The sequence below is a fragment of the Olleya sp. 1-3 genome, assembly GCF_002836085.1.
Classification (GTDB): Bacteria; Bacteroidota; Bacteroidia; order Flavobacteriales; family Flavobacteriaceae; genus Olleya; species Olleya namhaensis.
In genome coordinates this window covers 141,894-161,432 of the sequence record NZ_PJBW01000058.1, presented here as the reverse complement: position 1 = coordinate 161,432, position 19,539 = coordinate 141,894, and the positions used below count along the sequence as shown (strand labels likewise).

Sequence of the window (19,539 nt, the reverse complement as noted above, 5' to 3'; positions counted from 1 at the left end):
GTTTTGATAGCCATTTTATTGGGATTCTGTCAAATAAAGCACAATACAATGAAAAAAGTAAACACACAACAAGCAAAAGAGATTGGAGATAGTCTAGGTATCCAATGGGTGGATATTCAATTAGATGAATTTACAAAAGGAATAAATGTCGAGTTTGAACATGGAACAAGATATCCAGAAACCAATGTTACTAATAACGATAAAGCCTTAACAGGAAAAATAGCTTGGGCGCATTTAAAAGAGTTTCCTGATTACTATACCCGTTTAGAAAAAATGGAAAATGAAGCAGAAGCATATTGGAGTAAAAAGGAATAAACTGATTTAAGTCAGTTTACTCAGACTGACTCAGGTCAGTGCGTTAATCAACATAACATTCTAATTTTGAAGTATTAATAAATAGGATGAGTAAGAGGTTCTTTTTGATACTTAAAGAAAGAAGCTTCTTAATGTAACAAGACAAATAGACTTATTATGAACACAAATAACAAAGACAAAAAAGCATATTTTATAGGGGGCGGAATTGGATCTTTATCAGGAGCCGCATTTTTAATTCGTGATGGTGGCTTCGCAGGTAACAATATCACGGTCTACGAAAGTTTACCCGTATTAGGAGGTAGTTTAGATGCGGGGGGTAATCCCGAAGACGGCTACACCTTGCGTGGCTCTCGTATGTTTACATTAAATATTTACGAGTGCACGTGGGAGTTGTTTAAATCCATTCCATCACTTTCAGATCCTAACACATCTGTAACCGAAGAGACCATAGCCTTTAATAACAAAGTAAAATCACATTCTAAAGCGCGTCTAATAGATAAAAATCGCGCAATTGTAGACTCATCTAAATTGGGGTTTTCAATGTCGGACCGCACAGAGCTTCTTAAATTAAGTGAAGCAAGCGAAGAAAAATTAGGTAATAGTGCGATTTACGATTGGTTTTCGCCTTCATTTTTCGAAACTAATTTCTGGTTTATGTGGCGCACAAGTTTTGCGTTTTCACCTTGGCATAGTGCGGTAGAGTTTAAGCGATATTTACACCGTTTTATGCAAGAGTTTCCTAATGTAGAAACAATGACAGGTGTTAAACGTACCGTTTATAATCAGTACGACTCTATGATTTTACCATTAAAAGTTTGGTTAAAATCTCATGGTGTTAATTTCAAAACAGGAAGTACAGTTACAGATATAGACACAACGTATGCTTTGGATCCAAAAACAGAAACCGAAAAAGTAGTTGTAAAAAAACTAATGTATGATACGGCAGGTCATTCTGAAACTGTAACAATTAATGAGGACGATTTAGTTTTCTATCAAAATGGATCAATGACAGATGCTTCTAGTTATGGATCGATGACAAGTGCTCCAAAACATTTCACAAAAAAAGACAGTCAAGGTTGGGTGTTATGGGAGAAATTGGCAAGTAGATATCCTGGATTTGGTAGACCAGAAGTGTTTAACACCAATATCGCAGAATCATTTTGGGAATCGTTTACTGTCACTTTAAAAGACACGGCGTTTTTTGATCAAATGGAACAATTTTCTGGTAACAAAGCTGGAACAGGAAGTCAAGTAACTCTTAAGGATTCTAATTGGTTTATGAGTTTTTCATTAAATGAACAGCCCCATTATAAAGACCAACCAGATCATGTGCAAGTCTTTTTTACCTATGGATTACATCCAGACCGCGTGGGTAACTTTGTAGGTAAGCCCATGACAGAATGTTCTGGAGAAGAAATTCTGAGAGAGCTTTGTGGACACTTAAAATTTGATTATGATATTGTATTTGTAAATGCAATCTGTATTCCATGCAGGATGCCATACATCACTAGTATGTTTATGCCACGCTTAAAAACAGACAGACCACTTCCTGTACCTAAAAACTCTAAAAATTTAGCTTTTATCAGCCAGTTTGTAGAGATTCCTGATGATGTTGTTTTTACGGTAGAGTATTCGGTTAGAGCAGCACAAATGGCAGTATATCAATTACTAGATATCGATCTTGAAATTCCGCCAATCACAAAATTTGATAAAACACTTAAAGTGGAACTTCAAACAGTTGCTAAAGCATTCCACTAAACAAATATTAATTTTTAAAATCTATAAAAATGGCAAATATTATTGTTGTTCCGTTTAAGGAAGAAAGTAAAGCTATTGAAGCTTTACATAGAATTAAAGAATTGGATGCCTATGGAGATATCACGCTGTATGAGCATATGATGATTCGTAAAAAAGATAACAAGCAATTCGAGATCTTAAAAAGTCAAACCGATGGAGAAGGTTGGAGGTTGTTTACCGGTATGGCTCTAGGTGGGCTTGCAGGTGCTTTAGTAGGGCCTTTAGGATTTGTTATTGGATTATATACAGGAACTGCAGTAGGTGCGGTTTGGGATGCTAGTCGGTATGACTTTGAGGCAGAGTTTCTTAAAAAGGTAAGTAAAAAAATGGCTGTCGGTACTATTGCAATTGTTGCAGAAGTAGCAGAAGATAGTTCCGTATTTGTAGACCAAGCACTTAATGGACTATCCTCAGAAATTATTAGAAGTGAAGCTGGTATAGAGTTCGATGATTATGTAGATGAGCAAGTTGAAAATTTTGAAGATAGTATTGAAGACGAACGTCAAAAACTTAGAAAAGCAACAGCACATGAAAAGGACACGATTAAAGCTAAGATTGCCGATTTAAAGGCAAAACGAAAAGCGCATATCGTAGCGTTGGAAGCTAAAAGAAAAGCAACACTGAATAAGATTAAAAGTGATACTAAATCTAGAATTCACAAACTAGAAACACGCTTGGATGGTTTTGAACAATCTGTGAGCGATGCATACGCTCAGGCTAGAAAAAATAGACTCAGTAAAAAAAATAAAAAGGAAGAAGAAAAGTTATACCAATTACATAGTGCCTTAGGTGAGGATATTGTGGATTAATAACCAATAAAAACTTAGTAATTAACTTAAATAATTTAGATATGAAAACAAAAATTTTAGCCTTAGCTGTAATCGTTTTTATGGCAGGAAGTACATTAATTGGTTGCGGGCAAGCCACTAAACAAGATGCTAAATCTGTTAAAGAGGATGCAAAAGTACTTGGTAACGATCTTAAAAAGGGAGCAGTAGATACCAGTAAAGACATTAAAATGACTGTAAATGAGAATTGGAAAAAGTTTGAAAACGCATCTCAGTCTGCTATTACAGCAACAGATACTCAAATTAAAACATTGAGAACTAAAATGGAGTCGGCAGGTAAAGCAGAAAAAGAAAAGCTAACGATAGCTTTAAATCAGTTAGAACAAAAAAACGAAGCACTTAAAAATAAATTAGCCGAAAGGGGTAAAGAATTTAAAGATGGTGTCATTTCTTTTAATGAAACGACCATGGCTAATGAACAGGAATTTGAACGCGAATTTACGCATGATATGGACGAGATTGGGGCTGCTTTAAAAGACCTTTTTAAAGATAATGTTGATTAATAAATTTAAATTATAACATTATGGCAACTACAATTTTAAGTTCTACACAATCCACAGTAAAAAATTGGTGGATAACGCTTTTAATAGGTGTTCTATACATTATCGCCGGGGTTTGGGTTTTTCAAACACCAGTAGCGAGTTATGTCTCTTTAAGTATAATTTTTAGTGTATTCATTTTTATATCAGGAGGTTCACAAATTGTGTTCTCTATTTCTAATAGACACGAGATAAGTAGTTGGGGTTGGTATTTGACAGGTGGTATTCTGGATCTTATTATAGGGCTACTATTAATAACGCATCCATTAATGACTATGGCAATTTTGCCTTTTTATATTGGTTTCTGGTTATTGTTTCAGGGGTTTATGGCTATTGGATTATCATTTCAGATTAAAACATTTGGAATCCTATCATGGGGTTGGTTATTGTTTTTGGGATGTCTAATAATACTCTTTTCGTTTCTGCTATTAGCTAATCCAATAATTGCAGGGTTAAGTATTGTATACATGACCGCTCTGGCATTTATTTCTGCAGGTATTTTTAGAATCGCTTTAGCATTCAATTTAAAAAATCAAAATCACAATTAAAACATTGTAAAGCATTGCTGTAACTGTAAATGCGTGGTAGTTTTAGTATTTGTTAATAGGTCCGAATAGTATAACTAATTTGAAGAAGACGACTAACAGTTACTGCTTTGCTTTTCAATTATTATAAATAAAGTTATGAGTAAAACAAAAAATAAAAATCTAGAAGATGCTAAAGTTTATCTTATTGGAAGTGGGATAGCATCTTTGGCAAGTGCAGTATATCTAGTAAAAGATGCGGGTGTACAAGGTAAGAATATTCATATTTTAGAAAAAGATAATATCTTAGGAGGTGCTCTAGATGGTGCAGGAGATAAAGAAGAAGGTTTTGTTGTAAGAGGTGGTAGAATGCACGAAGCGCATTATACATGTTATTGGGATTTGTTATCTAATATTCCGTCTTATGAAGATCCCAATGTTTCTGTTAAAGACGAATCGTTTGAATTTAATAAACGGTTTGTATCTAATGGGCAAGCAAGACTTTTAAAAGAAGGTAAAATTATGGATGTATCTTCTTATGGATTATCTATAAAACAACAAGCGGAATTTTTAAAGTTGATATTCGCTTCAGAGAAATCGTTAGGAAATAAAAGAATCGAAGATTGGTTTGAACAAGCCTTTTTTGAAACTAATTTTTGGTATATCTGGTCTACGATGTTTGCTTTTCAAAAATGGAGTAGTGTTGTTGAGATGAGACGTTACATGAAACGCTTTATTCATTTAATTGATGGTTTAAAAAAGTTAGGAGGAGTTATGCGCACCAAGTACAATCAATACCATTCTGTAGTTATTCCTTTAAAAAATTATTTAAAAGATTATGGTGTAAATTTTGATGTGGGTCACGAAGTTGTTGATATTGATTTCAATTTGTCTTCAGATAAAAAAACAGCAACCGTTATTCACTTAAAAGATAAAAACGAAATTGTTTTGGAAGCAAACGATTACGTCTTTATCACCAACGGTTCTATAACAGAAAGTACCGATAATGGTGCCTGGGAAAGACCTGCAAAACTAAAAGGAATTGAAGCGTCTGGGGCTTGGCAATTATGGAAAACACTAGCAAAAAAAGATAAGGCTTTTGGTAATCCTGATCCCTTTTGTGATAACATCGATTTACAAAAATGGTACTCTTTTACAGCAACATTAAAGGATAGTACGTTCCATGATTATATGGAGAATTTTTCAGGAAATGTTGATGGTACGGGTGGTTTGGTAACTATGACAGATTCTAATTGGTTAATGTCTATTGTCATTGCGCGTCAACCTCATTTTCCAAACCAACCGGAAGATGTTAAAATCTTTTGGGGGTATGGCTTATATCCAGACAGAAAAGGAAACTACGTTAATAAGACGATGGCAGAATGTACTGGTAGAGAAATATTAGAAGAATTGTGGTATCATTTAAAAGTTCAAGATATAATGAGTCCAATTGTAAAAGCAGGAAAGGTAAACTGTATCCCAACAGCAATGCCTTATATTGATAGTTTATTTATGCCAAGAAAAATTGGAGATAGACCAAAAGTCTTACCCAAAGGAGCTACTAACTTTGCTTTTTTAGGACAATTTGCTGAGGTGCCAAAAGATGTTGTGTTTACAGTAGAATATTCTGTAAGAACAGCGCAAACTGCTGTTTTTGGTTTGTTTGAAACCGATAAAAAAGTATTGCCAGTTTATGACTCTATACACAGTCCAAAAGCATTATTAACTGCTGTAAAATCTATTAGCGGTTAACGGATAGTAACACTAAGAGGTGATAATTTTATTGGCGATTATTAAAATATTTTTTTTAAATGAAATTACAAAGCAGTGTTGTAACTGTCATCGGACATAAGCTTTTTTGGATTAGTTTATTCTTTGGTATCGTTTGGGCAAATGCGCTCATAGGTACTACAGATCTTAAAAATTGGCTTATAGAAAATACGTTAACAGTTTTCGCGCTGCTTTTTTTAGTCTTTACATACACTAAGTATCGTTTTAGTAATACTAGTTATGTTTTAATTTGTGTTTTTCTATGCCTGCACGTCTATGGTTCTAAATATACTTATGCCCAAAACTTGTTTGGTTATTGGTTACAAGAACTATTTCATACTCCAAGAAATAATTATGACAGAATAGTACATTTTAGTTTTGGAGCATTACTCTATTATCCTTTGCAGGAATGTCTTTCTAATGGACTTAAAATATCAAAAAACTTAGCCTTAAGATTACCCGTTTTAATCATTTTATCGGCAAGTGCATTGTATGAAATTTTAGAATGGCTAGTTGCAGATGTTTTTTTTGTGGAACAAGGATTATCGTATCTGGGAACGCAAGGCGATATCTGGGATTCTCAAAAAGATATGGGACTTGCCTTTTTTGGGGTTGTATTGGTGGCGGTCTGTTTTTATTTATATTCAATATTGAAAAATAGAAAAAAAAGACAAAACTGACCTAAGTCATTACCAGTGTTTAAGACATCCAATACCTTTACTTAATAATTAATTAAATTCTACAAAGATGAAAACACCAAACATAGGCATTTCAGCAGAAAACAGACAAGCTATAGCAGATCAACTATCTAAAATATTAGCAGATGAATTTGTATTATATTCTAAAACTTTAAATTTTCATTGGAATGTTGAAGGACCAGATTTTCATTCTGTACACTTGTACCTTGAAACATTATATGAGGCACAACAGGAGGTTGTCGATACGGTAGCAGAAAAAATAAGAATGCTTGGTCATTATGTACCTGCAACATTAGAAAAGTACTCACAATTAACGCATCTTACTGAAAAAGTAAAAGGTAAAAATGATAGCCAAAGTATCTTCGCAGAATTGTTAGAAGATCATGAAAGTATTATTGTTTTTATTAGAGAAGAAATAAAACCTATTGCAGACAAATGGCAAGCCGATGGGATTAGTGATTACATTACAGGGCTTATGGAGCAGCACGAAAAAACAGCTTGGATGTTAAGATCGCATTTAAAATAAGTTAGTCAATTATTAGTTAAAGTGACCAATTTAAACCCAAATAGCTACACGGCTGTTTGGGTTTTTTTATGGGCAAACGTTTTTAAGGCATAAAATGATTTGTATTGTTAAATTTTTAAAAATAAAATCAAGACTGATATAGGTCAGTGTCAAAGGGTTATGGTCTTGGTATCTTTAAAGTATATTAATTGTTTAATTTAAATCATAGAAATTATGAGAACAGATTTAAGTATTAAAGAAGACATCTTAGACGAATTAGAATGGCAACCAAGTATTGACGAAACTCAAATTGGAGTTGTTGTAAAAGATGGTATTGTGACACTAACAGGAACGGTGGATAGCTATGTTAAAAAGCGTGAAGCAGAAAAGGCAGCTAAAAGCGTTGTAGGTGTTAAGGCTGTAGCCGAAGAGATTGAAGTAAAGTATAATACTACGTTTCAGAAATCAGATTCAGAAATTGCTGCTGCTGCAGTAAATGCATTAAAATGGAATATTTCTGTCCCTTCTAACAAAATTGAGGTTAAAGTTGAAGATGGCTGGGTGTATTTAGGAGGTGATGTCATGTGGGATTTTGAAAAAAACGCAGCTAAAAAAGCGGTTGAAAACTTGCAAAGTGTAAAATATGTAGTAAATAATATTGCATTAAAAAACGCAGTAAGAGCAGAAGACATAAAAGACAAAATTAAAAAAGCATTCGAGCGCTCTGCAGATATTGATGCTAAAGATATTACAGTAAAAGCGGAAGGTCACAACATTAAATTGACAGGTACAGTACATTCATTAAAAGAAAAAGATGATGCTAGACGAACCGCTTTTTACGCACCAGGAGTTTGGAGTGTCGATAATGAGTTAGTAGTAGAGTATTGATTTTTTTAAGTTTATAAGACAGAATAAATTTACTGCCTTATAGAGAATCACCCTATCACATAGTACTGTGCTAGGGTGATTTTTTTTAAGACTGACTTAGGTCATTATGTAATATAACTTAGTGCCGTAAATTTATATAGACTTAGGCATTATAATATTTAATAGGGATAAATATGAAAACAGATTTTGAAATTAAAAAAGACGTTTTAGAGGAATTAGCATGGCTACCAAATATAGATAATACTCAAATAGGGGTTACTGTAGATGATGGCGTTGTTACACTTACTGGAGAGGTTAATGAGTTGCCGAAAAAAACAGCAATAGAAGATGCAGTTAAGTCTCTCTGTGGTGTCAAAGCTTTAGCAGAGGCAATTACAGTAAAGTATGGCAGTACAGATAAGCAATCTGATATAGAGATAGCAAAAGCCGCCATAAATACGTTAGAGTGGAATGCGTCTGTCCCTTCAGAAAATATTATTGTTGAGGTGGAAGACGGGAGGATTTATTTAACGGGAGAATTAGAATGGCCTTATCAAAAAAGTTTTGCAAAAAGAACTATCGAACATTTATATGGTGTAAAAGAAGTTGTTAATAATATCCATCTAAAACCTAAACCAACGCCCCACAATGTCGGTCATCTAATTCAAAAAGCATTTACACGATCTGCAAATATTGATGCTAAAAATATTAAAGTAGCGGTCAATGATCATGAGTTAACATTAAGCGGGACAGTGCATTCTATTAAGGAAAAAGATGATGCAGAAATTGCAGCATATAATGCACCAGGTATAAATAATGTGATCAATCAATTAAAAGTAGACTATTACCCAATGTATTTATAAAAACAAATAAAAATTATTAAAATGAATTATAAAAATGTAACTATAGCAGGAAGTGGTATTTTGGGGTATCAAATAGCTTTTCAAACCGCATTTCATGGGTTTAATGTCACTGTTTATGATATTAATGATGCTGTTTTGGAAAAAGCAAAATCAAAATTTGATACCATGTGCGACGTGTTTAAAAGGGATTTAAATGCAACACAAGAGCAACTAGATGTAACACGTCAAAACTTAAGTTACACGTCCGATTTGGCAGAAGCGGTGAAAGATGCAGATTTACTAATTGAAGCCGTACCAGAAAACCCAAAAATTAAAATAGAGTTTTACCATAAGTTAGCTAATGTTGCACCAAAAAAAACGGTGTTTGTAACAAACTCTTCCACACTGTTACCCAGTCAATTTGCTGAGGCAACAGGACGTCCAACACAATTTTTAGCGTTGCATTTCGCGAATAATATTTGGGTTCATAACACTGCAGAAATTATGGGTCATGCCACTACAGATCCTGAAAATTTTAAAGATGTCGTAGCGTTTGCTAAAGCTATTGGGATGTTGGCTTTACCATTGCATAAGGAACAACCAGGATATATCCTTAATTCTTTACTTGTACCATTATTAACAGCAGCCACTAACTTATTAGTAAATGAGGTGGCGGATGTACAGACTATAGATAAAACATGGATTAAAGCAACGGGAGCACCTGTTGGACCTTTTGGTATCTTAGATGTTGTAGGGATTACTACGGCTTATAATATTAATAAAATAGCAGTAGAAAAAACAAATGATCCTTTAAAAATCAAAACCGTAAAATACTTAAAAGAGCATTTTATAGATAAAAATAAATTAGGAGTTGCCACAGGAGAAGGATTTTATAAGTATCCAAACCCAGCGTTTATGGAACCTGATTTTTTAAAATAGGAGTTTATTTAGCTAAGAAAAAATACGTGCAGTGCAAAACGAATTAAAAGTAACCGCTATTAATAATAACGATACCAGTTTATCAATGTTATAGGTGTCTGCATGAGCGATCCTTTATGCAAGTTAATATTTTAATTAACGTTATATTTCTTGGTTCTTGAAAGGGCTTTGTCCATATAAAATGGGAGGTGTGGGCGGTGTGCGATTAATTATATAACAGGATAATCTATTGTCGGTAAAATAAAAATAACACAAATGTTATCAATTTATGATGGTTCTGATTAATGACTAATTAATCTATAAATCACTTTGTAAAGCTTTTTAATTAATTACTGTACATCATTAAGAAATTCTTTTAATATATCTACTTGAAAGCTACCAACAAGCGGTAAACTTTTATCGGCATTCATTATTACCAATCCATACCCCAAATGTGATAATTTACAATCTTGAACAATTTGTTCATTTAACCCACTATATACAGGCATAAAATGCTTGTTTGTCTCAATATTAGACGTTTTTGCAATTCTTATGGCTGCTGCTACTGCTTCTGAGATTTGGTCTGGATATAATCCTTTTTTTAAAAGATCACTGGCTAAATGCGTCATATGTAAACTATGGTATAAATCCAGAAAATTATTAATTACATCAGCGTTATTGTATGTTGTAGTATATAGTGATAATTCCATAGTTATGGTGTTTAAGTGTTTTATGTTTAAAAATAACTACTGAAGATAATGTGTTTAAAAGACGACACTAATGTCCTCAGTAGTTGTGAAAATTATAAGCTTTTTGAGTAGTCAAAAACTACTTTTTTAAAGGTTTTGAAATCTTTATTAAAAGTGGCTATTCTTGATAAAAGATGGGCGTGCTTTTCTCTGTAATCATTATCAGATATTCCTTTTTCTGCTAGCTCTATTTTAGATAATAATTGTTCATGTGCTTTTACGCTTTCTTCTAAATCATCAAACAAATCATCATGTACTTTATTTAAGTTTTTTAACATGTTTTCATAGTCTGAGTTGCTTTTGTCAGAAGCTTCTTTACGCTTTAATAAGTCATTAAAAAATCTAATTTCGTCTTTCCAAAAGGCAATAGTATTTAGCCATTCTCTACTTTCAAAGTGTAAAACATCTAGTCCTGCACCAAGTAAATAGTCTGTTTTTGGGTTTGAAGTTGCTGTATTCATAATTATATATTTTAAATTAGTATTCTATTTTAGTAGTATATCTGTTTAATAAACTAAGTTGTAACGCTTTTTTTGCATCTTTTAAAAGGTGTTCTACATCTTTAATAGTGTTGTTTCTAATTTGTGCAATTTCTTCTAGACTTAGTTCTTGAGTAGTAAATAATTCAAAAACATTGCGCATTGCAGAAGGTAGGTTGTGTAACACCATGGAAATGTGTTTTTTTATATCTTCTTCACTTAAATCTTTATCAATTTTTTCAATCCATTTTTTTTCTTTATTCTCAATAAATACGTGGTTTAAAGTATAGTCATTATGGTTGTAAGAGCGGTCTTCAAATTCTTCAATTAACTTTAAATGACCATCTCCATCTGCATCAGAACTATATTTTTCTTGCATAGCATCCCATTCTGGTTTAGAATAATCATCAATATTTTTAAAGAAAAAATCATCAAATTCTTCTGTTATACTAAGGTCTTCTAACAAAGCATTTGTTTTTTTATATAACCATTGATAGAAGTGTTCTTCTTTTTTTACTTCTTCTATATGGTCATAAATTTCAATAAATAGTTGATCTATAATATCGTCTGCTTTGTACTTGTTTTTTGAAAAATGGCCTTTTTTAATAGCGATGTTTAATTGTGTATTGGCATACTGTCTAATTTGTGGCATCATTTGTAATACTAAGGCATTAAAAGAGGTTTGATTACCTTCTTTTTTTAGTTTAATTAAATCAGTAAAGGATTTAGTAACTAATACACGGAACGCTTTTTTATTTTGGTAATAAGAAACATTTGTTTGCATGATATAGGTCTTAATAATTTATTTGTAAAGATGGATGCTTAACGTTTGGTATAAAATGACTTGGGTCAGTTGGTTAGGGAAAAAAAGTAATTTTTTTGTGTCATTTTTTATTATTAATTAATTGTTTCTTCTAATTGCTTTAAATCGTTTTCAAATCCTCTAAAAATCACTAAATATTCTCCTTGATGTAATGCTTTTAAATAAGTAAACGCTGGCTTTTTATCAATACCTAAACCTCTTAAAATACCATAAGGCCCTGTTAGCATAGTACCAATTTTTTTAAGTTCTATTTCTTGTAAAAAAAGAGATACAAGAAACCCTGTAATAAAAATTGTTCCAATGTCAGGGTTAGAAAGAATGCCAAAATCTATGGCGTTTTTAAATAAAGCTTTACATTTTTTTTCCATGTTCTCTTCTAAAGCAATTAGGGGGTTTGCATCATCCAAATGGTCTTCGTCAAACTTACCAATAATAGAAATTTGTAGGTTGCTATTATCCGTTGTTTTAATGGCTTTTATTGCTTGTTCTATTTGCTGAAATTTTGAGTATGATTTTAATAAAACGTGCTTTTGCTTTGTTTTGTTAATTTTCGATTTCATAGTAATTTCATATTATAGTTCTAATGTAATGTGCTTTATACAATAGAGTAATGACCTATGTCATTCTGATATTTTTAGCGTAGTGACTTAGGTCATTTTAAATAAGTGATAGTTGCTTTAATTTAGTGGTATAGAAATTAATTTATTAATCTTTTAAACACAAAATTATGTCAAGTACTAAGGAAAATACATTATTAGCTTTACTGGCTGGAGCTGCTTTAGGTGCAGGAATAGGGGTTTTATATGCTCCAGATAAAGGGACGAAAACTAGAAAAAAAATTAAGCAAAAAGCAGAAGATACAAGACACGATATTTCTGAACGTGTATCTCACGCTAAAGCGGATTTGACAAGATCTGTAAATGAGAAAAAAGAAGAAATGAAAGAGAAGTTAGATGAAACTATTTCTCATATGAATGGTAAGGCAGAAGATATTATTTCTAGCTTAGAACGTAAGTTAGAGGAGCTAAAAAAAATGGAGCCGCAAAAATAATAATTATGGCTTTTGAAAAATTTAAAGAAAACGTTTTAGATACAGAAGTTAATATTCATGCTTATATAAAAAGTAATGAAGATTATTTTAAGCTTAAAATTTTTAAAGTATTAATGTTAGGGGTTACTTATATAACTAAAGTAATTGTTATTGGAGCTTTAGCGTGTATAATGTTACTAATCTTATCTTTTGCTGTAGCATTTAGGTTAGCACAAATTTTGGATGATACGTTTTATGGTTTTTTAATTGTAGGCTTGTTTTATTTACTAGTTATAATGGTTGTTTATTTTTTAAGAGATAAATTTAATGGGCCATTATTAAGAAGATTTTCTAACTATTATTTTACAAAAGATGATGCCAAATAGCTACAATTCCTTTGAGGACATAGATAATCAGTTAAAAATTATAAGTCTTCAAAAACAGATTTATAAACAGCAGATAAAACTTAATTTAAAAAGCACCAAATCTAGTTTTAGTGCTACCAGTATTAAAAGTGAGGTTAAAAACACGTTGCAAGTCAAGTTGCTAGAATATATTACTACTAATTTGATTAAAAAATTTAGATAAAAAAAGGAGTTTTACTAAATAATTATAGTAAAACTCCTTTGTCTTTAATAACTGTTATCCAAATTCTGCAATTTGTTTTAGACTGACTTTGTTTAATAAAATAAGTTTTCTATTAGACTCTACCTCAATTAACCCTTCGTGTTTAAATTCGGTTAACATGCGTATAGCAGTTTCTGTAGCAGTGCCAATTAAACCTGCAAAATCTTCTCTAGGGATGCTAATACCTTCATGACTGTTGTCTTTAATTAATCCTTTTTGATCCAATTCTAACAATGCTTTAGCTGTTCTTTGTCTAACGGTGGAGTAAGCCATGTCTACTAAATGCTCTTGCATGTCTATTAAATTATTCGAGATAAGATCTATAAATTTATTAGAGACCTCCTTATTACTGTAAAGTAGTTTAGTAAAGTCTGCTTTTGGAATGCCACAAATATCAGCATCTTCCAATACACTTGCGGTTTCTATGTATAAGCCTTTATCTCCTAATAATGATAATTGACCTATAAAATCTCCTGGCCCATAAAACCCCGTTACAAATTCTTTTCCAGACTCTGTTGTTCTGTAGGTTTTAACGTTTCCTGTTTGTATAAAATATAATTGATGCGCAGCGTTACCTTCTGTAAAGATGCAATCTTTAGTCTTGTACTTTTTAAGTTTGCGATCTTGAGAGAGTTCTTCTAATTTTAAATACTCTGAGGCATCGTTAATAAAAGCGCTAAGACCTTCCATGTTTTTGGCGAATTCTTTCTTTAAAAAGGCGCTTTTTTTTATGCGACAAGTTATAGCATCTAAAAGTTCGTCTTCTTCAAAAGGTTTGGTTAAATAATCATCTACACCAATATTCATCCCTTTTCTTACGTCTGTTTTTTCAGATTTAGCAGACAGAAAAATAAAAGGAATACTTGCTGTTTTATGGTTTTTTCTTAAGCTTTCAAAAACACCGTAACCGTCTAAAACAGGCATCATAATATCGCAAATAATGATGTCAGGGTTATGCTCTATGGCCATATCAACACCTATTTTACCGTTTTCTGCTGTAATGACCGTGTAGTTTTCTAATTCAAGAATATCTGCTGTATTTTCTCTTACGTCTTGATTGTCTTCAATTAATAGTATTTTATTCATTTTGTTTTTGGTTTAAAGGAAATTCAATGTAAAAGATAGAGCCTTCATTTATTTTACTTTTAAAGTTAATAGTACCATCCATTAATTCGGTATATTGTTTTACAATATTTAAGCCTAACCCTGTACCTTGTATGTTTGAAGCATTATTAGCACGATAAAAACGTTGAAACATATTGTTTTGATCTTCGGTTGGAATACCGATACCTTTATCCTTGATTTCTATGCAGACCAACTGGTTTTTAATCGTTATGTTTATATTTATGTCTTGATGTTCTTCAGAATATTTTATAGCATTAGAGACTAAATTGTAAATGATGTGCTTTAATAATTTAACATCTAAAAACACCTTAATAGAGGTGAATTTACATTGTAAATTAATAGTTTGGCCTACTTTTTTTAGGTCTTCAAATTCTTCAATTAACGTTTCTGTAAAAGCAATTAAATTGAACGATTCTGGATGTGCAATTACTTTTCCTTCTTGTAATTTGCCTAGAGAAAGGAAATCGTTTAGTATCACGACCAGGTTTTTTACATTAGATCTAATTTTAGAGACATATTTAATTCTCTTGTCCTCTTTTCCTGGCTCGTTTTGTTTTTCAATTAATATAGCTGAAGACAAAATGGCACTTAAAGGCGTCCTAAATTCATGTGAAGCCATAGATATAAAACGCGATTTTAATTCACTTAATTCTCGTTCCTTAGTTAACGTCTTTAAAATATCTAGTTCTATTTGCTTTTGCTGTGTGATGTTATTATTTACTAATAATATCTGTTCAATTTGATTCTCGTTATTTAGTAAAGGAGTCGTGTTAACTAGGTAAGATCTATCCTGAATATTTATTTCAAAAGAACAATGCTCTCCTTTAAAAGTTTTTTTTATTTCTTTTATTAAGATGTCTCTAGTAACTTCCGTAATTCCGATGCCATCATATATTGTAGCATTTGTATGTGCTAGGAAGGTAAAACCTAATGCTTCTATTTCTTCACCGTCAATAAAAATAATTTTTAAATCAATGTCAACGACCACTACAAATCCTTTTGGGAAGTTTTTAGTAATGTTTGCAAGGACCTGTTTACTATTAAGAGCTATGTTTTCAGCTTCCTCGGTGATTAATATTTGGTCTTCAAGACTAAGGTTTGCTGCCACTAGTTTTTGCACAACAGAAGTTAGTTCTTTAGTGCGTTCTGTTACCTTAGCTTCTAACGCTATGGTATAGTTTCTTAGCTTTTCTTCGCTTTCTTTTAATTTTTCTTCTGCTAATTTCTGTTTTGTAATACTATTGGTTACACCTATTATGCGTTCTGGTGTGCCACTAGAGTTTTTAAAAACCTTTCCTTTTTCGTGAAGCCAATGGACAGATAAATCCGGATGCGTTATTCTGTATTGTATAGTGTAATTAGTGGTGTTTTTTATAGCTTTAGTTATTGTTGCTTGCACTTTATCCCTGTCTTCTGGATGTATATTACTTAAAAAATCTTGATAAGTAGTCGTGTACTCTTCAGTGTTCATGCCAAATAAAGCATTTTGGTAAGTGTCTCTTACGATCTTGTCAGATAATAAATCCCAATGCCAAGAGCCAAACTCGCCGGCTTCTAATGTTAATCGTAGTCTTTGTTCGTTTTCTAGAATTTTTTTTTCTGCATTTTCACTTTCGGTAATATCGCGGATAATGCATAAAAAATTATTGGTTTCTGTTTTAACTATTCGTGATTCAAAATGTATCAACTTCCCCATGATGTTAAGTGAGTATTCTACGATTTGATTTTTTTTAGTTTTTTCGCAATCAGCAAACCCTTGTCTTATTTTTTTACAGACTTTTTTTGGTAGAATCTTATCTATATTATGACCTATGTGATCGTGATAAGGCGCTACAAGTTGATAATTTTCTGGTGAATGAACTTCTAGGTGATTGCCATGCTTGTCATAAAGAATCATGACATCAGGTAATGCTTCAAGTATGGCTTGCGTTTTGTCTTTACTATTTTTTAGTTTTAATTCATTTTCTTTATGTCTAGTAATATCTTGAATAGTACCATATAATTCTTTTGGTTTTCCAATGGTATCATATAATACTTTTCCTTTTGTTAAAAGATGTCTTATTGTGCCATTTGGTCTTATAATTCTGTGTTTGTGTTTATATGGGGTTTTATTTTTTATAGCATTATTTATTGCTTGAATTGTCGATGATCTATCTTCTGGATGAATAAAATGTCTTACGGATTCTGAATTTAGTTTTTTGTCACCAGGAATAAGACCAAGGATTCTATAAAACTCGTCTGACCAACTTCTCTCATTAGTTTGGATATTCCAACTCCAATTGCCAACGTGCGCAAGATGTTGCGCTTCCGTCATTCGACTTTCACTAGTTAGTAGGGCTTTTTTTGCAGCGATTCGCTCTGTTATATCTATTATAAAAGCAATGACAATTTGTTGGTTTTCAATATTGGCGGGGCTTAAACTAATTTCTAAAGGAAACTCCGAGCCATCTTTTTTTAGGCCCCATAAATCTAAGTTTTGTCCCATACGCCGTGATGTAGGGGGTTTAGAAAATTGAATGCGATGCGATTTATGATTGCTTTTAAATTTATTGGGAATAAGAATTTCTAACCTTTTTTGAATTAACTCGTCTTTGTTATAACCAAACATGAGTTGACTAGCAGGATTTGCTTTAATAATTACTCCGGCATCATCAATAACCAAAATACCTTCGACTGAAGATTGGAAAATGCTTTTAAAAAGAATGTTGTCTTTTACTTGACTACTCATTTTTAGGGCTCTAAATTAGATGTTGAGTTAATTGTTATATGATATTTTAATGCTTTATCTGAAAAATTATAGGTGTAATTACGGTGCTAATATGTTTTTATTTTCTTCTAGAGCTTTTTTTGTTGCTGTATAACCTAAATTAAAAATAGCATCTATACTATTCATGTCAAAAGTGCCGTAATTATTTAACTCTTGCGGGGAGATAATTAAAGCACAACTAGGAAATTTTAGCATAGACTCTGATGCAACTTTAATTTTATAAGCTCTTTCTACAACACTATAAGAATGTTTTAAATCGTTAATGCTTATTTTTTTTAAGGGATTAACATAGATGCCTATAATTTTCTCGCAGTCTTTTTGTAAAGGTTCTACCGGAAAATTGTTTAAAGTACCTCCATCAATATAAAATTTACCATTAATCTCAGTTGGGGTAAAAACACCTGGGAAAGACGCTGACGCAATAATAGGTTTTATAAGTTGTCCTTTGTTAAAAATTTTTAATGTACCATCGATTACATTGGCAGCTGTAATGTATAGGGTTTTTTTTAAAGCTTCAAAATTATCAATTGGAAAATAGGTTTTAAGGTCGTCATAAAATTTTTCAGAGTTTATAAAACCAGGTTTATTTCGGGCATATCTTGTCGTTTGAAATATGGATATGTTTTTAAAAAAGGCTAACATTTCTGACCAACTGACCTCTGCAGCATATAAAGCGCCAATAATTGCGCCTGCACTTGTTCCAGAAATATGTGTTGGTGTAATCCCATACTCCTCTAATGCTTTTATTGCACCTATATGTGCAGCTCCACGAGCGCCTCCTCCAGAAAGAACTAAACCTGTATTCATTTTATAAGTTGTGTTAGTTAAAGTAAAGGTAGTGCGTTGGTTACATATAAATAATGATTATTATCAGTTGCTTATAATACAGGACTAAATACTTTTGCTAACCCTTCCTTCAAGCGATCTGTTTTGGGTCTTTTAAGATGTTGTTTATAGTTCATTTGACTACTTTTATTACAGTCTTTTAAAAAATCCTGTTTAAGGTCTATCGTTATTTTACTATCGTATATAAGTGTATTTACTTCGTAGTTTTGCTCAAAGCTTCTAATGTCTAAATTAGCAGTTCCTATGGAGGTTAAGGCATCGTCTGATATAATAACTTTGCTGTGTAAAAAACCATCAGGATATAAATAAATTTTAACACCCGCTTCTAATAGGTCTTCAAAATAGGCACGAACATTCCATTTGACTAAGAAGCTATCGGAATTAGTGGATAGCAAAAGCCTAATATCTACACCGCTCATGGCAGCGACTTGCATGGCCTCCAATATAGCTTCTCCGGGAATTATATACGGATTGGTTATATACACATAATCTTTAGCATTATTTATTATAGAAAAATAGAGTTGTTGTACCGAAGAAAAATCAGAATCAGGGCCACTAGCAACAATTTGTGCTATAGATTGTCCTGGTGCAGTGTGTTTTAATATGTATTTAGTGCTTAGTAAATTATCTGTGCCACTAGCAAAACTCCAGTCCATTGCAAATACCGCTTGTAAACTATTAACTATTGTCCCTTTTAATTGCAAGTGCATATCGTACCAGTTTCCTAAAACAGGATCTCCAATGACATATTTGTCAGAGACATTAATGCCTCCAGTAAAACCTATACGACCGTCTACAATTACAATTTTACGATGGTTTCTATAATTAACAGAAGAGAGTAGATGCCCAAATGTCATGGGTAAAAAAGCATAGACTTCTATACCTTCTTTCTTAAGACTATTAATGTAAGTTTTGCTTAGTGATCTGCTGCCTAGCGCATCATATAGAAAACGAATCTCGACACCAGTCCTCGCTTTTTGAATTAAAATGGATTTAAATTTTTCGGCTAAATCACCATCTTCAAAAATGTAATATTGAAGATGAATAAATTTTTCAGCATGCTCTAAAGCTTGGAAAATAGCTTTAAAAGTCGCTGCCCCATTTTTTAATGGAAGTAATGCGTTGCCTAATGTAGGTGTAAATTTAGAGCCTTTAGTTATTAGTTTAGCTAACTTAATGTGTGTTTTAATAGCTTTTGGAATGGTCGTGTTTTTATCGTTATCCAATGTGCTATAATAAGCTTCAACTTTTTCGTAATATTCAGCTATCGCCTTAGTTTTTTTAAGTGTATAAAATTTGTTTTTCCTTCTGTTTCTTCCTAACACAAAGTAAAACAGCATACCACCAATAGGGACTGTGAAAATAGCGAGTAACCAAGCTAGTGTTTTAGTGGGTCTGATGCCATAAATTAATAGTTTCCCCATTAAGAAAAAAGCTAAAAGAAAATATAGAATAATGGCTATTGTCATA

22 protein-coding genes are annotated in these 19,539 nt (G+C 32.2%); 14 read left to right on the top strand and 8 right to left on the bottom strand.

What is annotated here, in order from left to right; translation table 11 throughout:
- The first annotated feature begins 48 nt into the window (after nt 1-48).
- From CXF54_RS13780 to CXF54_RS13730, 11 genes are all read left to right on the top strand, one after another.
- Nucleotides 49-315: a DUF5661 family protein gene (locus CXF54_RS13780; RefSeq protein ID WP_101203962.1), complete on the top strand. Its 267-nt coding sequence runs from the start codon at nt 49-51 to the stop codon at nt 313-315.
- 156 nt (nt 316-471) lie between these two features.
- Complete coding sequence (locus CXF54_RS13775; protein ID WP_101203961.1) at nt 472-2,073, top strand: oleate hydratase; 1,602 nt, start codon at nt 472-474, stop codon at nt 2,071-2,073.
- Nucleotides 2,074-2,102: 29 nt separating this feature from the next.
- Complete coding sequence (locus CXF54_RS13770; protein ID WP_101203960.1) at nt 2,103-2,921, top strand: DUF1269 domain-containing protein; 819 nt, start codon at nt 2,103-2,105, stop codon at nt 2,919-2,921.
- 41 nt (nt 2,922-2,962) lie between these two features.
- A complete protein-coding gene (locus tag CXF54_RS13765; protein ID WP_101203959.1) occupies nt 2,963-3,463 on the top strand; it encodes a hypothetical protein in 501 nt (166 codons plus the stop codon).
- Nucleotides 3,464-3,483: 20 nt separating this feature from the next.
- Nucleotides 3,484-4,047, top strand: a complete 564-nt coding sequence (locus CXF54_RS13760) for an HdeD family acid-resistance protein (protein ID WP_101203958.1) — start codon at nt 3,484-3,486, stop codon at nt 4,045-4,047.
- A 135-nt stretch (nt 4,048-4,182) separates the two neighbouring features.
- Nucleotides 4,183-5,775 (top strand): oleate hydratase, encoded by a 1,593-nt coding sequence (locus tag CXF54_RS13755; protein ID WP_101203957.1) that lies wholly within the window; start codon nt 4,183-4,185, stop codon nt 5,773-5,775.
- A gap of 59 nt (nt 5,776-5,834) precedes the next feature.
- On the top strand, nt 5,835-6,473 hold the full coding sequence (locus CXF54_RS13750; protein WP_101203956.1) for a DUF2238 domain-containing protein: 639 nt from the start codon (nt 5,835-5,837) through the stop codon (nt 6,471-6,473).
- A 67-nt stretch (nt 6,474-6,540) separates the two neighbouring features.
- On the top strand, nt 6,541-7,017 hold the full coding sequence (locus tag CXF54_RS13745; protein WP_101017137.1) for a Dps family protein: 477 nt from the start codon (nt 6,541-6,543) through the stop codon (nt 7,015-7,017).
- Nucleotides 7,018-7,230: 213 nt separating this feature from the next.
- Complete coding sequence (locus CXF54_RS13740) at nt 7,231-7,884, top strand: BON domain-containing protein (protein ID WP_090837628.1); 654 nt, start codon at nt 7,231-7,233, stop codon at nt 7,882-7,884.
- Nucleotides 7,885-8,057: 173 nt separating this feature from the next.
- Nucleotides 8,058-8,726 (top strand): BON domain-containing protein, encoded by a 669-nt coding sequence (locus CXF54_RS13735; protein ID WP_101203955.1) that lies wholly within the window; start codon nt 8,058-8,060, stop codon nt 8,724-8,726.
- Between the two features lie 21 nt (nt 8,727-8,747).
- Nucleotides 8,748-9,644 carry a 3-hydroxyacyl-CoA dehydrogenase gene (locus CXF54_RS13730; RefSeq protein ID WP_101203954.1) on the top strand — a complete coding sequence of 299 codons (897 nt, stop codon included), beginning with the start codon at nt 8,748-8,750 and terminating at the stop codon, nt 9,642-9,644.
- A 329-nt stretch (nt 9,645-9,973) separates the two neighbouring features.
- Here CXF54_RS13730 and CXF54_RS13725 read toward each other — a convergent pair whose 3' ends face one another.
- The 4 genes from CXF54_RS13725 to CXF54_RS13710 all read right to left on the bottom strand — a co-directional run bounded on the left by CXF54_RS13725 (nt 9,974) and on the right by CXF54_RS13710 (nt 12,234).
- Nucleotides 9,974-10,333, bottom strand: coding sequence for a hypothetical protein (locus tag CXF54_RS13725; protein WP_101203953.1), 360 nt, complete (start codon nt 10,331-10,333; stop codon nt 9,974-9,976).
- Nucleotides 10,334-10,425: 92 nt separating this feature from the next.
- A complete protein-coding gene (locus CXF54_RS13720; RefSeq protein WP_101203952.1) occupies nt 10,426-10,833 on the bottom strand; it encodes a hypothetical protein in 408 nt (135 codons plus the stop codon).
- Between the two features lie 16 nt (nt 10,834-10,849).
- A complete protein-coding gene (locus CXF54_RS13715) occupies nt 10,850-11,635 on the bottom strand; it encodes an RNA polymerase sigma factor (RefSeq protein ID WP_101203951.1) in 786 nt (261 codons plus the stop codon).
- 113 nt (nt 11,636-11,748) lie between these two features.
- Nucleotides 11,749-12,234, bottom strand: coding sequence for a hypothetical protein (locus CXF54_RS13710; protein WP_101203950.1), 486 nt, complete (start codon nt 12,232-12,234; stop codon nt 11,749-11,751).
- A 167-nt stretch (nt 12,235-12,401) separates the two neighbouring features.
- Between CXF54_RS13710 and CXF54_RS13705 the strand changes: the two genes are divergently transcribed.
- The 3 genes from CXF54_RS13705 to CXF54_RS15940 are packed head-to-tail and all read left to right on the top strand — an operon-like array spanning nt 12,402 to nt 13,292.
- Nucleotides 12,402-12,725: a YtxH domain-containing protein gene (locus tag CXF54_RS13705; RefSeq protein ID WP_090837615.1), complete on the top strand. Its 324-nt coding sequence runs from the start codon at nt 12,402-12,404 to the stop codon at nt 12,723-12,725.
- 5 nt (nt 12,726-12,730) lie between these two features.
- A complete protein-coding gene (locus tag CXF54_RS13700) occupies nt 12,731-13,090 on the top strand; it encodes a hypothetical protein (protein WP_101203949.1) in 360 nt (119 codons plus the stop codon).
- Complete coding sequence (locus CXF54_RS15940; protein WP_090837611.1) at nt 13,077-13,292, top strand: DUF6327 family protein; 216 nt, start codon at nt 13,077-13,079, stop codon at nt 13,290-13,292. The genes CXF54_RS13700 and CXF54_RS15940 overlap by 14 nt, the downstream gene beginning before the upstream one ends.
- Before the next feature lie 54 nt (nt 13,293-13,346).
- On the opposite strand, the gene CXF54_RS13690 is transcribed toward CXF54_RS15940, so the two are convergent.
- The 4 genes from CXF54_RS13690 to cls all read right to left on the bottom strand — a co-directional run bounded on the left by CXF54_RS13690 (nt 13,347) and on the right by cls (nt 19,538).
- Complete coding sequence (locus CXF54_RS13690; protein WP_101203948.1) at nt 13,347-14,417, bottom strand: response regulator; 1,071 nt, start codon at nt 14,415-14,417, stop codon at nt 13,347-13,349.
- On the bottom strand, nt 14,410-17,184 hold the full coding sequence (locus CXF54_RS13685) for a PAS domain S-box protein (RefSeq protein ID WP_101203947.1): 2,775 nt from the start codon (nt 17,182-17,184) through the stop codon (nt 14,410-14,412). The genes CXF54_RS13690 and CXF54_RS13685 overlap by 8 nt, the downstream gene beginning before the upstream one ends.
- A gap of 78 nt (nt 17,185-17,262) precedes the next feature.
- On the bottom strand, nt 17,263-18,030 hold the full coding sequence (locus CXF54_RS13680) for a patatin-like phospholipase family protein (RefSeq protein ID WP_101203946.1): 768 nt from the start codon (nt 18,028-18,030) through the stop codon (nt 17,263-17,265).
- Between the two features lie 71 nt (nt 18,031-18,101).
- Nucleotides 18,102-19,538: a cardiolipin synthase gene (cls, locus tag CXF54_RS13675; RefSeq protein WP_101203945.1), complete on the bottom strand. Its 1,437-nt coding sequence runs from the start codon at nt 19,536-19,538 to the stop codon at nt 18,102-18,104.
- Between the last annotated feature and the right edge of the window lies 1 nt (nt 19,539).

Excerpts from the sequence above, each read along its gene's own strand:
- CXF54_RS13740 (WP_090837628.1), top strand. The coding sequence starts at position 7,231 with ATGAGAACAGATTTAAGTATTAAAGAAGACATCTTAGACGAATTAGAA.
- CXF54_RS15940 (WP_090837611.1), top strand. The coding sequence starts at position 13,077 with ATGATGCCAAATAGCTACAATTCCTTTGAGGACATAGATAATCAGTTA.
- CXF54_RS13705 (WP_090837615.1), top strand. The coding sequence starts at position 12,402 with ATGTCAAGTACTAAGGAAAATACATTATTAGCTTTACTGGCTGGAGCT.
- CXF54_RS13700 (WP_101203949.1), top strand. The coding sequence starts at position 12,731 with ATGGCTTTTGAAAAATTTAAAGAAAACGTTTTAGATACAGAAGTTAAT.
- CXF54_RS13715 (WP_101203951.1), bottom strand. The coding sequence starts at position 11,635 with ATGCAAACAAATGTTTCTTATTACCAAAATAAAAAAGCGTTCCGTGTA.
- cls (WP_101203945.1), bottom strand. The coding sequence starts at position 19,538 with ATGACAATAGCCATTATTCTATATTTTCTTTTAGCTTTTTTCTTAATG.
- CXF54_RS13750 (WP_101203956.1), top strand. The coding sequence starts at position 5,835 with ATGAAATTACAAAGCAGTGTTGTAACTGTCATCGGACATAAGCTTTTT.
- CXF54_RS13680 (WP_101203946.1), bottom strand. The coding sequence starts at position 18,030 with ATGAATACAGGTTTAGTTCTTTCTGGAGGAGGCGCTCGTGGAGCTGCA.
- CXF54_RS13770 (WP_101203960.1), top strand. The coding sequence starts at position 2,103 with ATGGCAAATATTATTGTTGTTCCGTTTAAGGAAGAAAGTAAAGCTATT.
- CXF54_RS13690 (WP_101203948.1), bottom strand. The coding sequence starts at position 14,417 with ATGAATAAAATACTATTAATTGAAGACAATCAAGACGTAAGAGAAAAT.
- CXF54_RS13745 (WP_101017137.1), top strand. The coding sequence starts at position 6,541 with ATGAAAACACCAAACATAGGCATTTCAGCAGAAAACAGACAAGCTATA.
- CXF54_RS13685 (WP_101203947.1), bottom strand. The coding sequence starts at position 17,184 with ATGAGTAGTCAAGTAAAAGACAACATTCTTTTTAAAAGCATTTTCCAA.
- CXF54_RS13760 (WP_101203958.1), top strand. The coding sequence starts at position 3,484 with ATGGCAACTACAATTTTAAGTTCTACACAATCCACAGTAAAAAATTGG.
- CXF54_RS13780 (WP_101203962.1), top strand. The coding sequence starts at position 49 with ATGAAAAAAGTAAACACACAACAAGCAAAAGAGATTGGAGATAGTCTA.
- CXF54_RS13735 (WP_101203955.1), top strand. The coding sequence starts at position 8,058 with ATGAAAACAGATTTTGAAATTAAAAAAGACGTTTTAGAGGAATTAGCA.
- CXF54_RS13755 (WP_101203957.1), top strand. The coding sequence starts at position 4,183 with ATGAGTAAAACAAAAAATAAAAATCTAGAAGATGCTAAAGTTTATCTT.
- CXF54_RS13730 (WP_101203954.1), top strand. The coding sequence starts at position 8,748 with ATGAATTATAAAAATGTAACTATAGCAGGAAGTGGTATTTTGGGGTAT.
- CXF54_RS13725 (WP_101203953.1), bottom strand. The coding sequence starts at position 10,333 with ATGGAATTATCACTATATACTACAACATACAATAACGCTGATGTAATT.
- CXF54_RS13775 (WP_101203961.1), top strand. The coding sequence starts at position 472 with ATGAACACAAATAACAAAGACAAAAAAGCATATTTTATAGGGGGCGGA.
- CXF54_RS13710 (WP_101203950.1), bottom strand. The coding sequence starts at position 12,234 with ATGAAATCGAAAATTAACAAAACAAAGCAAAAGCACGTTTTATTAAAA.
- CXF54_RS13765 (WP_101203959.1), top strand. The coding sequence starts at position 2,963 with ATGAAAACAAAAATTTTAGCCTTAGCTGTAATCGTTTTTATGGCAGGA.
- CXF54_RS13720 (WP_101203952.1), bottom strand. The coding sequence starts at position 10,833 with ATGAATACAGCAACTTCAAACCCAAAAACAGACTATTTACTTGGTGCA.